Origin of the sequence: Chryseobacterium salviniae (assembly GCF_035819015.1) — a bacterium.
GTDB classification, from domain to species: domain Bacteria; phylum Bacteroidota; class Bacteroidia; order Flavobacteriales; family Weeksellaceae; genus Chryseobacterium; species Chryseobacterium salviniae.
Genome location: NZ_JAYLAA010000043.1, coordinates 1 through 13,045, shown reverse-complemented (window position 1 = coordinate 13,045; position 13,045 = coordinate 1). Strand labels below are relative to the sequence as shown.

The 13,045-nt window shown below is 35.9% G+C and carries 15 protein-coding genes; 10 read left to right on the top strand and 5 right to left on the bottom strand.

Annotation, left to right across the window (positions count from 1 at the left end; all coding sequences use genetic code 11):
• Positions 1 to 439: 439 nt before the first annotated feature.
• The 3 genes from SOP96_RS13025 to SOP96_RS13015 all read left to right on the top strand — a co-directional run bounded on the left by SOP96_RS13025 (position 440) and on the right by SOP96_RS13015 (position 3,144).
• Entirely contained in the window at positions 440 to 1,615 is a 1,176-nt protein-coding gene (locus tag SOP96_RS13025; protein ID WP_326321371.1) for an aspartate aminotransferase family protein, read from the top strand.
• Positions 1,616 to 1,871: 256 nt separating this feature from the next.
• On the top strand, positions 1,872 to 2,258 hold the full coding sequence (locus tag SOP96_RS13020; protein ID WP_283423391.1) for an START-like domain-containing protein: 387 nt from the start codon (positions 1,872 to 1,874) through the stop codon (positions 2,256 to 2,258).
• A 76-nt stretch (positions 2,259 to 2,334) separates the two neighbouring features.
• Positions 2,335 to 3,144: an aminotransferase class IV gene (locus SOP96_RS13015; protein WP_326321370.1), complete on the top strand. Its 810-nt coding sequence runs from the start codon at positions 2,335 to 2,337 to the stop codon at positions 3,142 to 3,144.
• 278 nt (positions 3,145 to 3,422) lie between these two features.
• On the opposite strand, the gene SOP96_RS13010 is transcribed toward SOP96_RS13015, so the two are convergent.
• Positions 3,423 to 3,971, bottom strand: coding sequence for a YqgE/AlgH family protein (locus SOP96_RS13010; RefSeq protein WP_326321369.1), 549 nt, complete (start codon positions 3,969 to 3,971; stop codon positions 3,423 to 3,425).
• A 24-nt stretch (positions 3,972 to 3,995) separates the two neighbouring features.
• On the opposite strand from SOP96_RS13010, the gene pdxH reads away from it, so the two are divergent.
• Positions 3,996 to 4,640: a pyridoxamine 5'-phosphate oxidase gene (gene pdxH / locus SOP96_RS13005; RefSeq protein WP_326321368.1), complete on the top strand. Its 645-nt coding sequence runs from the start codon at positions 3,996 to 3,998 to the stop codon at positions 4,638 to 4,640.
• Between the two features lie 139 nt (positions 4,641 to 4,779).
• Here the strand turns inward: pdxH and SOP96_RS13000 are convergent, their stop codons facing one another.
• Positions 4,780 to 5,070, bottom strand: a complete 291-nt coding sequence (locus tag SOP96_RS13000) for an HU family DNA-binding protein (RefSeq protein WP_029294646.1) — start codon at positions 5,068 to 5,070, stop codon at positions 4,780 to 4,782.
• 401 nt (positions 5,071 to 5,471) lie between these two features.
• Between SOP96_RS13000 and panD the strand changes: the two genes are divergently transcribed.
• From panD to SOP96_RS12985, 3 genes are all read left to right on the top strand, one after another.
• Positions 5,472 to 5,822, top strand: a complete 351-nt coding sequence (gene panD / locus SOP96_RS12995) for an aspartate 1-decarboxylase (RefSeq protein ID WP_066433540.1) — start codon at positions 5,472 to 5,474, stop codon at positions 5,820 to 5,822.
• Between the two features lie 3 nt (positions 5,823 to 5,825).
• Positions 5,826 to 6,854: a lysylphosphatidylglycerol synthase transmembrane domain-containing protein gene (locus SOP96_RS12990; protein ID WP_326321367.1), complete on the top strand. Its 1,029-nt coding sequence runs from the start codon at positions 5,826 to 5,828 to the stop codon at positions 6,852 to 6,854.
• 179 nt (positions 6,855 to 7,033) lie between these two features.
• Positions 7,034 to 7,609, top strand: coding sequence for a TerD family protein (locus SOP96_RS12985; protein ID WP_326321366.1), 576 nt, complete (start codon positions 7,034 to 7,036; stop codon positions 7,607 to 7,609).
• An 83-nt stretch (positions 7,610 to 7,692) separates the two neighbouring features.
• On the opposite strand, the gene SOP96_RS12980 is transcribed toward SOP96_RS12985, so the two are convergent.
• Both SOP96_RS12980 and SOP96_RS12975 read right to left on the bottom strand, forming a co-directional pair.
• Positions 7,693 to 8,298, bottom strand: coding sequence for a hypothetical protein (locus SOP96_RS12980; protein WP_326321365.1), 606 nt, complete (start codon positions 8,296 to 8,298; stop codon positions 7,693 to 7,695).
• A gap of 172 nt (positions 8,299 to 8,470) precedes the next feature.
• Complete coding sequence (locus SOP96_RS12975; protein ID WP_326321364.1) at positions 8,471 to 10,540, bottom strand: M3 family metallopeptidase; 2,070 nt, start codon at positions 10,538 to 10,540, stop codon at positions 8,471 to 8,473.
• Between the two features lie 205 nt (positions 10,541 to 10,745).
• On the opposite strand from SOP96_RS12975, the gene SOP96_RS12970 reads away from it, so the two are divergent.
• On the top strand, positions 10,746 to 11,279 hold the full coding sequence (locus SOP96_RS12970) for an SRPBCC family protein (protein ID WP_326321363.1): 534 nt from the start codon (positions 10,746 to 10,748) through the stop codon (positions 11,277 to 11,279).
• 33 nt (positions 11,280 to 11,312) lie between these two features.
• On the opposite strand, the gene SOP96_RS12965 is transcribed toward SOP96_RS12970, so the two are convergent.
• The gene (locus tag SOP96_RS12965) at positions 11,313 to 11,855 is read right to left on the bottom strand and encodes a hypothetical protein (RefSeq protein WP_326321362.1); all 543 of its coding nucleotides are present in this window, start codon (positions 11,853 to 11,855) and stop codon (positions 11,313 to 11,315) included.
• Positions 11,856 to 11,903: 48 nt separating this feature from the next.
• On the opposite strand from SOP96_RS12965, the gene SOP96_RS12960 reads away from it, so the two are divergent.
• Positions 11,904 to 12,353, top strand: a complete 450-nt coding sequence (locus tag SOP96_RS12960; RefSeq protein ID WP_326321361.1) for a GreA/GreB family elongation factor — start codon at positions 11,904 to 11,906, stop codon at positions 12,351 to 12,353.
• 122 nt (positions 12,354 to 12,475) lie between these two features.
• Positions 12,476 to 12,991 carry a nitroreductase family protein gene (locus tag SOP96_RS12955; RefSeq protein ID WP_326321360.1) on the top strand — a complete coding sequence of 172 codons (516 nt, stop codon included), beginning with the start codon at positions 12,476 to 12,478 and terminating at the stop codon, positions 12,989 to 12,991.
• The last annotated feature ends 54 nt before the right edge of the window (positions 12,992 to 13,045 follow it).

The window sequence follows — 13,045 nt, the reverse complement described above, 5'->3', positions numbered from 1 at the left end:
TTCAAAAAAAAGCAACAGTTGGCATATAAACTCACCGTTTTTAAAGAAAAATGGTGAGTTATTTTTTATAAAAACCTTTAAATATGGTTCCTGAAAGACTTTTTTCTATTAAAAATTCAATTTTTTTAACTCTGTTTTTTCATTTTTTGGTGAATGCGAAATCCTTATATTAATTGAGTTTTAATGATCTAATCATTTCATTAAGTGTTGAATTGAATTTGTATTTAGGAAAAAAAATACTTTTTTTTTGAAAAATATGTATTTTGATTATTTTTTTGCATATATTTACCTCATAAATATTGTTAATCTATATTAATATTTTGTGATTTGGTGGTTTCGCTTACAGCTTTTTAGCTGTAAGCGTTTTTTTTGTTACGCTTTAATTTCGATATTTAATGGATGTTCTTTAGCTTTGCTGAAATTTTTCAATACAATGGAAATGCAAAAAGATTTTTTTATATATCAGGCACAAACCACAAAATTTGCAGCAGGATTTGAGGTGGAAAAAGCAGAAGGAAGTTATATCTACGGAACCGATGGCAAAAAGTACCTCGATTTTGTAGCCGGCGTTTCTGCAAATACGTTGGGGCACTCTCATCCTAAAATAGTACATGCAATAAAAGAACAGGCTGAAAAATACCTTCATGTAATGGTTTATGGTGAATATGCACAGGAAAAGCCGATAGCTTTATGTAAACTGCTCGCAGAATCAACTCCGGATCCGCTGGAAATTACTTATCTCGTAAACAGCGGTGCGGAAGCCATAGATGGCAGCCTTAAGCTGGCTAAAAGATATACCGGGAGAGAAGAAATCGTTTCCTTTAAAAATTCATACCACGGCAATACCCACGGAGCACTGAGTGTTTCCGGAAACGAAATACATAAAAGAGAATTCCGTCCCCTGTTACCCATGGTGACCTTTATTGAGTTCAATAATGAAAATGATATAGATAAAATAACAGAAAAAACAGCCTGTGTTATTATGGAAACAATTCAGGGGGCAGCCGGATTTTTAGTTCCGAACCCTGATTATCTAATCAAACTAAAAAAAAGATGCGAAGAAGTAGGCGCATTGCTAATTCTCGATGAAATACAGCCCGGATTCGGAAGGACCGGAAAGTTATTCTCATTTGAGCATTTCGGAATTGTGCCGGACATTCTTGTGATGGGAAAAGGGATGGGTGGCGGCGTGCCGGTTGGCGCTTTTATGAGCTCAGGAAAAATAATGGAAACATTGGCGCATTCTCCAAAGCTCGGCCATATCACGACTTTCGGGGGAAATCCGCTTATTGCAGCATCAAGCTATGCAACCCTGAAAGAAGTTCTGGAAAGCGGACTGATGAATGAAATTAATGAAAAAGAAAAATTATACAGGCAACTTCTCATTCATCCGAAAATTAAAAATATCAATGGAAAAGGCTTAATGCTTGCGGTAAATCTGGGTACTCCCGATTATACTTTAGAAGTAGCTAAAAAATGTATGGAAAAAGGCCTTATTGTTTTCTGGCAGCTGTACAGAAACGAATATCTCAGAATATCGCCACCGCTCACTATTTCAAAAGAAGAAATTATAGAAGGATGTAATATTATCCTGGAAGTTTTGAATGAAAATTAAAATAAATACAAAACCAAAGCATCGAATTTTTTCGATGCTTTTTTAATTGGATTCGATGAAAAATTTTTTCAGAATTACATCCATAAAAAGGCTTTTAAAAAGTCTTGGCGGGCAGTGTTTTTCATTAGGAAATAAGATGGTGGATTTATTTAAAATTTCTGATAAATATCATGAAGATTATGTAAAAAAGTAAATACATTTTTGTGTAATAAAAAAATTAATTTATATATTGCGAGACGATTAAAACAAAGATTATATGGCGAAACATAAAGTCCATTACGAATTTCCAATGCATTGTTTATCAGAGATTTTATACGAATATCTGGCAACTGCGGAGGGGTTGTCTGAATGGTTTGCGGATGATGTGACAGAGAAAGGGGATGACTTCTATTTTAGCTGGGGAGGCGGTCCTGCCGAAAAGGCGACTTTAATACGATATAAGCCCGAAGGTTTCGTGCGTTTCAGATGGGAAGAGGATGAAGGAACAAAGCATTTCTTTGAAATGACCATTACAATCGACGATATTACTGAAGATCTGGCTCTGAATATTACAGACTTCTGCGAAGAAGGAGACGAAGAAGAAAATGCAATGTACTGGGAAAACCTTATCGAAAACCTTAGAATAAAATTGGGTGCCGCGTAAACGTAAGCACTGTTGCAGATAAAACTGATGAACGATTTATCGTTCATTATTTTTTTATAATAAATCAAAATAAAAATTGGAAAATCAATATTTTACATCAGCTGAATTAAATGTGAAGAACAGAGCATTTCTATCGGGAGATGCGGTGAAGGTTTCGTTCTTTGTAAGAGATGCAAAATTAATCATGGACGAAGAGTGCTACTTCTTTCTGATGGCCTCCATGAGAAAAATGAGAATGAATATTCCGCTTTCCTATACCCTTGAATTTTTCCAGTCCATCTTCAATAAAGTAGTTATTGAAGAAAAAGGAATGAAAAACGGGATCATCAATTTTCAGGTGTTCAGGGATACGGATGGAATTACCTTATCCAAATCTTCCGTATCGTATTATTACGAAATCACAGAAATGGAAGACGTGCTGTCTGTTCACGAAAGATCCCTTGAGCTTGATCTTATTAAGGAAATTAATGTGAATAATAATCTGTTAAGCAATATCCGTGTTCACAGTCCTGAAAATATTTATGGCGAAATTTATGCGCAGGAAAATGATCTGGACGATGTAATCTTCTTAAATCCATCGAAAAGAATTGCAAGAGCCGGAACCGGAAACCTCCTATTTCTGGAAGGTGATGTTATTAAAATTCCGAAACAGGCTGAAGGGGCATATATCTCGCCCTTAATGGAAAACTTTGTTACCTTCCTGCATAAAAATAAACTTGCGGATATTCAGGAGCATGAAATTATCGCTTTCGAATCGCAGAAAGCAGAAGAAATTTTATTGATTTCGGATGAAAAAGGACTTTTTTCCGTTGGGAAAATACGAAATAAAACTTTCGTCAAAAATCGGTTTAATGAATTAACTGAGGCCTGGAGAAAAAGTTTTTAAAAATTGACAAACCCGGTAAACAACAAAAGTTCCAAAAAGTCCTTTACCGGGTTTTTGTTCTGAATTACCAGAAAATATGCTTATTGATATTGATTGGAAATATCATAGATTTTTGAGAAACAAATGCTGTGGGAAAAACTGATATAGCAAATAATTTGATTGCTTCCATATCGTTAAGTTTTTAGTAGAACAAATAACGGAAAATATTTGATTAAAATAGGTTAAAGATATCCTAAAAATTTGTTAAAATTTAATAGATTGAATCTTGATAAATTCCTCTAATTGAGTGAGATATCTTCAGGCGAATTAGCCCAAAGCAAATATTCTCCGCCAAGGTTCTGCATGATGGATTTCCAGAGTGTCTGGTCATTTGGTAAAGTGTAATCAAGGTTATAAACATCCACAACAGTCCACATTTTACGCTGTATTTCCTCATCAAGCTGCAGCGAGGTCCATCCCGAATATCCTGAAAATATTTTAACGTCATTAATACTCAATTCAGCATTCAAAACAGCGCTGATGATATTTTCAATATCTTCTGTTAAATAAAAGTCTTGGGTAATTTCTACAAAATTTTCTGTTACCTTAACTCCTTTAACGATAAAGAAAACCTTGTCGTTTTCTACAGGACCACCGTCATAAACTTCAATCTTAAATTCGAACATATCTCTAAACTTATCGCTCATCTGGCTGTTTTTCTTGTTCAGGATCAGCCCAAATGCGCCCTGTTCATTATGTTCAATAACCAATACTACCGATCGGGAAAAAATATCACCGGAAATATCAGGTGTGGAAATTAATATTTTACCTTTGTAGGAGTAATTCATACTCAAATTTAATAAAAAATATTTATGGAAAACCTGCACGATAAAAGAAAAGTGTACGAGAGATCCCAACTTATTGAAAGTGAGATAAAACAAAATCCCATTGAGCAGTTTAGGGATTGGTTTACGGAAGCTTCCGACAATCCGGCCATCTCGGAAGCCAATGCCATGGCGGTTTCTACCATGGAAGAAGACGGCTGTCCGCGTACAAGAATGGTTTTGCTTAAAGCGTACACCTATGAAGGTTTTATTTTCTATACCAACTATGAAAGCAGGAAAGGAAAAGCCATAGAAAAAACACGTACAGCGTGTCTTCACTTTTTCTGGCCTGCGCTGGAAAGGCAGATTATCATTAAAGCCAACCTGCAACGCATCGCTGAAAACCTGAGTGACGGCTATTTTCATTCACGCCCGAAAGGCAGTCAGCTTGGAGCAGCAGTTTCGCCACAAAGTCAGGTGATCCCGAACAGGGAGTTTCTGGAGCAGAAGCTAAAAGACCTGGAAAAACAATATGAGAACAGCGAAGTTCCACGGCCTGAAAACTGGGGAGGTTACATCGCAAAACCGTATGAGATAGAATTCTGGCAGGGAAGACCAAACCGGCTTCACGACAGAATTATTTACGAACTAATTGATGGTTTGGACTGGAAAATTTCGCGTTTAGCGCCTTAGTCTTCCTGAATAATTTTGATTACTTTTTTAATCTTCAGTACCAATAATTTGTAAGTAGTGACTGAGGCTCTTGAAGCCACGTCTACAATATAAAAAACCTCATCATTTGATGAGGTTGACTTTTGATTAATCTGAATGATTATTTTTTCTTAGCTCCTGAAACTGCGTTGGAAAGGTCAGCTCCCGCCTTGAATTTAGCAACTTTTTTAGCAGCAATTTTGATTGGCTTTTTAGTAGCAGGGTTGATACCTTGTCTTGCAGCTCTCTCAGCAACTGAGAAAGTACCGAATCCTACTAAAGAAACTTTTCCGTCTTTTTTCTTTAAAGTAGTCATTACATTGTTGATGAATGATTCTAAAGCAGCTTTAGCTGCAACTTTAGTAATACCTGCATCTTTTGCGATTGCGTCGATTAATTCAGACTTGTTCATAATTTTTTTAATATTAAAGTTAGTTCGTTATAATAGCAAATATAATACTATTTTCTATATGCGCAATTTTTTTATAAAAAAATAAATAAATTTTTCATTTTTAACATAATTTGATTAAAATATGATAATTTAATATTTTACGTAAAATGTACGATACACGTTACTAAAATCATGCCAAAGGCTTATGTATATTGACTTTATGAAAATGCAAGTATTATTTCTTGTATTTATTAAATCCTAAATTTTGAATAAACTAGTAATACTTTTCTGATATATTTATTGATTCTGTAATTAAAAACACTAAAGATTACATTTTAAGGAAATTAAGGCGCTGTGTCTCTGCTAGTTTTAAAATCAACCTAAAAAGTCGTTTTATGGATTTTTATTAATAAATTTGCACTATGTTAATAGAAGTTTTTAAGTCTAAGATTCACAGGGTGAGAGTTACGGCTTCTGACCTTAATTATATCGGCAGTATTACCATAGATGAAGACCTTATTGAAGCGGCAGGTCTTGTTGTCGGAGAAAGAGTATATATCGTAAATGTAAACAATGGTGAGCGTTTTGATACCTATGTGATTAAAGGTAAAAGAAAATCAGGGGAAGTTTGTCTTAACGGCCCGGCTGCCAGAAAAGTGCAGAGAGACGATATCATTATCATCATTGCTTATGCTCAGATGACACCTGAAGAAGCCAGAGATTTTCAGCCAAAAATAGTTTTCCCGGACGAAAAAACAAATCTTTTGACGTAATCTATGGAGAAAAAAACGAAGAACCCTTTAAAATCAATTCTTACAATAGTAATCTCGCTTGCTTTTGCAGGCTTTTTTTTATGGTTTGCCTTAAAAGGCTTAGACTTTAAAGTCATTCAAAAATCTTTATCGAAAGCCAATTACTGGTGGGTAGCCTTTGCAGCGTGCTTCGGAATTGCGGCATACTGGTTCAGGGCAATTCGCTGGAACCTCATGCTGGAACCAATGGGACACCGTATCTCCAACTCCAATTCACTCTGGTCGATTTCTTTCGGATATTTAATGAATCTTACCATCCCCAGAAGTGGTGAAGTAGCCAGGGCAACTGCTTTGTATGGCGTAGAAAAAGTTCCTGTAGACCAGTCTTTCGGAACGATTATCCTGGAAAGAGTGGTGGATTTGGTTTGCATGCTTTGTTTTTTAGGATTAACGCTGATCTTTAAAGGAGATGTAATTTCGTCGGTTTATAAAAGTTCGGGAGCCGATTTTAACCCTAATAAAATTGTCCTGATTATAGGAATTTTGTTGTTGGGTGCAATTTTATTTTTCATTTTAAAAAAAAGACTGGCCAATGTTCCGGTTTTAGATAAAATCATCAAATTTATCGACGGAATACTTGATGGCTTGACTTCCATATTCAAGTTAAAACAAAAAGGTAAATTCATTCTTTATACGATAGGAATTTGGGTTTCCTATTACTTTGCAGCCTATCTGGTTTGTTTTGCATTACCCGAAACTTCAGATTTTACTTTTGATGACGGCTTCCTTATTCTCGTCGTAGGTACTTTCGGGATGATCATCCCTGCAAGCGGTGGAATCGGAGCGTTTAACCTTGCGATGAAATATGGTTTTATGGCCTTATTTATATCCATTGGAAAAAGCGGTGAAGTTGGAGGCGAAGTTGGTTTAACCTATTCATTCATTTCATTGCCGCTACAGATTTTCATTATGCTCGTAATGGGGCTTATTTCCATTCCGATGCTTGCGAAAGAAAGAAATAAAATTGTTGCCGAAAAAGAATTTGCAGAATAATTAGTTTTAAGTAAAATATATTATCCGGTCGCAGAATTGGATCTTTCTATATCTGAATTAAGATAAGGTTTTATTCTTATAACCTGCAATATAGTTGTTTTTTTGTCATAAAATATTTTGGAAAATTCCTAAAACAGCCATACATTAGATACAAAATACAATAAATACAACATACTGTTATGGCAATTAATCTACAAAAAGGGCAAAGAATTGACTTAGGATTCACAAAAATGACCATCGGTCTCGGATGGGATCCGAATGAAGGAATGGGATATGACTTTGACCTTGATGCTTCTGCAATTATGATTGATGCGGAACGAAAGCTGGTAAGTGAAGAATATTTTGTTTTTTACAATAATTTACATTCTCCGGATGGCGCACTCACGCACACAGGAGACGACCCGAGTGGTAAAAACAGCGATGGCGATGATGACGAATCCATTGTTATTGATCTCGAAAAAGTAGATGAACGTGTACAGGAAATTCTTTTTGTGGTAACCATAGAAGATTATGAGCGAAGAAAACAGAATTTCGGGCAGGTCAGAAATTCATACATCAGGATTATTGATAACCTTACTAATCTGGAAATTGCCAAATATGAGCTTGATGAAGATTTTTCCATAGAAACGGGAATTGAATTCGGCAGATTGTACAAACGCAACGGAAACTGGAAATTTGAAGCTTCCGGAATCGGCTACAGGGCAGATTTAGGCTTTTTCCTCGAAAAATATTATAAAGGGCAAATCATTAAATAAAAGGTAAATGAGACTTGTTTAAAGTCTCATTCTATTTATTAAATGCTTTTCCGAATGTGATTAAAGCTCAAAAAATTAGCTTATTAAAGCATAATCAAAGAACCTTTATAAAATTTGGTGCTGTCATAAAGATCTGAAAAGTGCTGATACATTTCCGGCTGCAATTCGAGGCCGAATCTTTTTTCATCGTAACCTTTTTCTGCCAGAGCATATAAAACTTTGTGATCCTGCTTTAAAAAATCAAAAAGATATTTTTCTTCACCGTTTGCCATGCCTGTAAAAAAGATTCCGTAGATCAGGAAATGATTAAAACTTTCGGAATGCATAAGGAAGGAAAACCGAGTGTCTAAATAGCCTTCATAATCTGAAAGAATTTTAGAAAAATTTTCAATGCCAAGCGGATTTGAAATTTCATAAAAGATATCAATCCCGTGGATGAAAAGCTGGGCTTTCAGCTCTTCATAATCGGAACCGTACCGGTCGTTAAACCAGTTGAAAATACAGGTGAATTCCTCTTTTGAAAGGCTTTCTACGTTATCTGTCGCTTTTCTTTTGATAATTTCAAGACTCGTAGCTTTATCGTCTTCCATAAACGGAAGTATGCTTGTTTCTTCACAGCAAAGCTTATTGTAAAGATTAATCTTGGCGCTGACAGGATTGGTCTTAATGAAATAAAGTTTGTCTTTCATAATGCTATGTAATCCCTTGTTTATTGGTGTTTTCAGTACTAAAGGTAGTGAAAAAAATATCAACAATTTATGCCCGGTGGATTTCTTTGTAAAAACCTGTTTTAATTCAAATAAAAAACCATTAAGCATATTGTACTTAATGGTTAAAATAGTAATCTTTTAAACAAATTGATTATCCGAAAGCTCTTTTAAGCAAACTCTCCACTTTCGGCTCGCTTCCCCTGAAACTTTTGTACAGTTCCATCGGGTCTTTTGTTCCGCCGGAAGAAAGAAGGATTTTATATTTTGCAGCAACTTCAGGGTTGAAAATCCCGTTTTCTTTAAAATGCTGGAAAGCATCGGCATCCAGAACTTCGGCCCATTTGTAAGAATAATATCCCGCAGAATATCCTCCCTGGAAAATATGGGAAAAGCTCGGACTCATCGCTGTTTCGGGATTGACAGGGTATAGCTGGATCGCTTTTGTGTATTCATCTTCAAATTCTTTTACGCTCTTATTTTCCAGCTCCGCAACCTTCGTATGGTAATTCATATCCAGCAATCCGAAACCGATTTGCCTCAACGTCTGATAGCCTTCCATAAAGTTTTTCGACTGTTCGATTTTTTCAATTTTTTCATCCGGCAAAACTTCTCCTGTCTGATAATGTCTGGCGAAAGTCTTTAAAAATTCAGGTTCGTAGCAGAAGTTTTCCAGAAATTGCGAAGGTAATTCCACGAAGTCCCATTTTACGGAAGTTCCAGAAAGGGTAGGATATTGCGTATCGGCAAGCATTCCGTGGAGGGCGTGGCCAAACTCGTGGAACAAAGTCGTCACTTCCTGGAATGTCAGTAAACTCGGTGTATCTTTGGTCGGTTTGCTGAAATTGCAGACGATGGAAATATGCGGACGGGAATTCTCACCGTTTTTCTGATACTGGTTTTTATAGCTCGTCATCCATGCTCCGGCTCTTTTGCCTTTTCTCGGGAAATAGTCTACATAAAGCAGGGCTTTAAATGCTTTTGGCTTCTGGTCATTGGCTTCTGGCACATTGTCATTCTGAGATTGTTGAAGAATCTCTGAAACTTCATACACTTTCACATCTTCATGATATTTCGGAATATCATTTCTTTCCTCGAAAGTTAGGTGGAAAAGTTTTTCAGCCAATCCAAAAACGGCATCCTGAACCTGGTTTAAAGGGAAATAAGGCTTTAGTTCCTCATCATTCAGATCGAATTTTGCCTTACGGAGCTTTTCGGCGTAATAAGCATGGTCATAAGCCTGTATTTCTTCAATTCCGTCTGCTTTTGCCAACGATTTCAATTCTTCAATTTCTTTGTCGGCATACGGTTTTGCTTTGGTTAAAAGTTCGTTCAGGAAATCGATAACTTTTGTGGGAGATTTTGCCATTCGCTCTTCCAGAACATAATCTGCATAATTTTTATAGCCTAATAATTCTGCTTTCTGCTGTTTTAAATTAAGTAATTCTTTAATTAAATTCTGATTGTCAAACTCACTGCCATCGAAAGATTTTTTACCGTTGGCCAATGCAATTTCCTTTCTCAGCTCCCGGTTTTCGGCGTATGTCATGAAAGGAATATAGCTTGGATACTGAAGCGTAATAACCCAGCCCTCAAAGTTTCTTTCTTTGGCTTCTTCGGCGTATTGTTCCAGGATAGCCTCCGGAATTCCGGCAAGATCTTCTTTATTAATGATATGTTTGAAATAATTATTGGTTGAAGCCAATACATTTTGTCCGAACTGAAGGGATTTTAAAGACAGATCCATGCTGATTTTCTTTAATTTTTCCTTGTCTTCTTCATTCAGCAACGCGCCGCTTCTTACGAAACCTTTGTAAGTTTCATTTAAGAGCATCTGCTGTTCTTCATTAAGATTGTATTTTTCCTTTTCATCATACACTTTTTTGACCTTGTTGAAAAGAGCTTCGTTTTGTGAAATTTTCGCAGAATATTCGGTTAAAATTGGTGACACTTCCTGGGCGATCTGCTGCAGCTCATCGCTGGTTTCTGCCGAGTTCAGATTGAAAAATATATTGGAAACCACATCCAGCTGCTCCCCGGAATAGGCAAGCGCTTCAATGACGTTTTCAAAAGTAGGATCTTCACGATTACTGATGATGGCATTGATTTCCTCTTCCGATTTTTTAATGAGTTCCTTAAATGCAGGGAGATAATCTTCATTTTTAATTTGATTAAACGGCGCTGAATGATATGGTGTGTTAAATTTTTCTGTTAAAATATTCATATTCTGATTTTTAATTTTTGTAAATTTAATGATTCTGCTGAACCGACATCGAAAATACTCAAAAATGGTGCCTTCGAAAAAAGGTATGACAAAATTGACGACACCAAACAATCTTGTCATATGCGAAGTGGTGATAATGAAGTATTGATTATTTTTGACAGCAATAAAAACACGGAAAAAAATTAATTTTAAATATTACAGAACTATGAAAACAATTCTGAAAATTCTAGGTGTCATTATTTTACTTATTGTTGTATATGCAGTAATTGCCATGATCGCATTTGGCAGCAATTATCATTACGAAAAATCGATGGTTATTAATGCTCCGAAAGAAAAAGTCTGGCAGCAGGTAAGTTCCATGCAGGCATTTAACCAATGGAACCCCTGGATGAAGCTGGATCCGAACATGAAAATTACGTATTCCGGAACTCCCGGTGAAATTGGTGATAAATACTGCTGGGACAGCAAAAATAATGATGCCGGAGCAGGTTGTCAGGAACTTAAAGAATCGGTGCCGAACCAAAAACAGAAAACAGAAATGATTTTTAAAAGACCGTTTGACGGTCAGGCAACGTCTGAAATTACGCTTTCTCCTGAAGGAAATAATACAAAAGTAACCTGGACCATGGATACGGAGCAGGACGCCATGATGAAAATAATGAGGCCGATGATGGATTACCAGATGGGAAAATCGTATGAAGAAGGCCTTAACAATCTTAAAAATTTAGTTGAAAAATAAAAACGGAAGCCTTGTGAAATTATTTGCAAGGCTTTAATTAAATAAATTTTCCATAATTTTATCAACAATCCTTTTTACTCTTGGTGAAGGATCTTTTATTTTATATTCTTGAACTTTCTCTGCAATTATTTCATATTTTGGATGATCAATAATTTTCGGATCTATTTCTCTCATTATTACAGACATATTTAACTTTTCTCCTTTTGTAGTGCAGAAATTGATAGCGTCTAAAGCAACAAGGCTTAAAGGTCGACCGGAATCAATCCATTTTTCGGCTATTCTCCAATTAAATTTGGAAATCGCGGCTAAATGTCCCCAGCTTAAAGTAATGTTTTTTGTTTTTGATATGTTTTCTTCGATCCAATCGAGGCATTTTTCATACTGAATGTAATTGAAGGCTGCCAAACATTCATTTAAATATTTGTTTTCAAGTAAGTCTAATTCTTTTTTAATAATTTCATATGCTTCCTCTCGAGTTTTTGATTTACTAATTATTATTGAACGCTCGATAAAACTATCTGCAACTTCGTAATTATACATGGCATTTATACTATTGTAAGATTTTGGTAAATTCAAAAATAAAAATTATTTAAAAAATATTATCTTTATATAAAGATTCGATGTATGGAGAAGATAGTATTTGAGAAAAATAACATAAGAGATTATGTAAAAACCGTGATTGCTGAAAAGATTGAAAAGCTGAAGAACTTTATTGAATTCACTCAAGAAGCAACCCGTGATATTAAGAAAACTCCGAAGTATGACAGCATGCGCGAAGAGATGCAGGAGGAAATTTACCAGATGCAGCGTCAGTTGGGAGCTTTAAATGATTTAAGAAGAAATATGGCTAAAGTGCTGAATAATTCCACAGAAAGAGTTCAGCTTGGGTCTTTGGTTATTACTAATAAAGCCCGGTTTTACATTTCAGTATCGCTGGGAGAATTCTTTTTTGAAGGTGACCGGTTTTACGCCATTTCCTCCGAAAGCCCGATGGCAAAAAAAATGATGGGCATGAAATCAGGTGATGAATTTACGTTGAATAAAATCCACCAGAAGATTATTGAAGTTTTGTAAAAGTGAAAAGTAAGAAGTGAAAAGTGAAAAGTGAAAAGTGAAAAGTGAAAAGTTTTTTTGATAAACATCTCACTTCTTACTATTAACGTCTCACTTCTGCGTCTTTTTCGTAATTTTGCTCCATGAATAAAGCAGAAGTTTTAAAAGAAATCATAGAGCAGAGAAGAAGTATATTTCCTAAAGACTACACCGATACGGAAATTTCACAGGAAATTATTGAGGAAATTTTACATTCGGCAACATTGGCTCCCAATCATAAAAGAACAAAGCCCTGGAGGTTTAAGATATTCAAAAGCGAAGAGAAATCGAAGCTGGCTACAGAAATGCAGGCCATCTACAAAGCTACCCAGCCTGAACAACTTTTTTTAGAGAAGAAATATAATGATATCGGTTTTAAAATCAATAAAGCAGGTGCCGTGGTCTCAATTGTTGTCAATTTCAGCGGAATGGTTCCGGAATGGGAAGAAATTGCCGCTGTTTCAATGGCCGTTCAGAATATGTACCTTACCTGTACCGCAAAGGGAATCGGCTGTTACTGGAGTTCCCCGAAACTGGTAGATCATTTAAAAGAATCGCTTACTATTGAGGAAAACCAGAAGTGTTTAGGGTTGTTTTATTTAGGTAACCTTCAATCATAGCCCTGATCGAGCGGCATGTCTGAGCTCTTTTCTGGTTTCGGGGGGGGGGGGGGG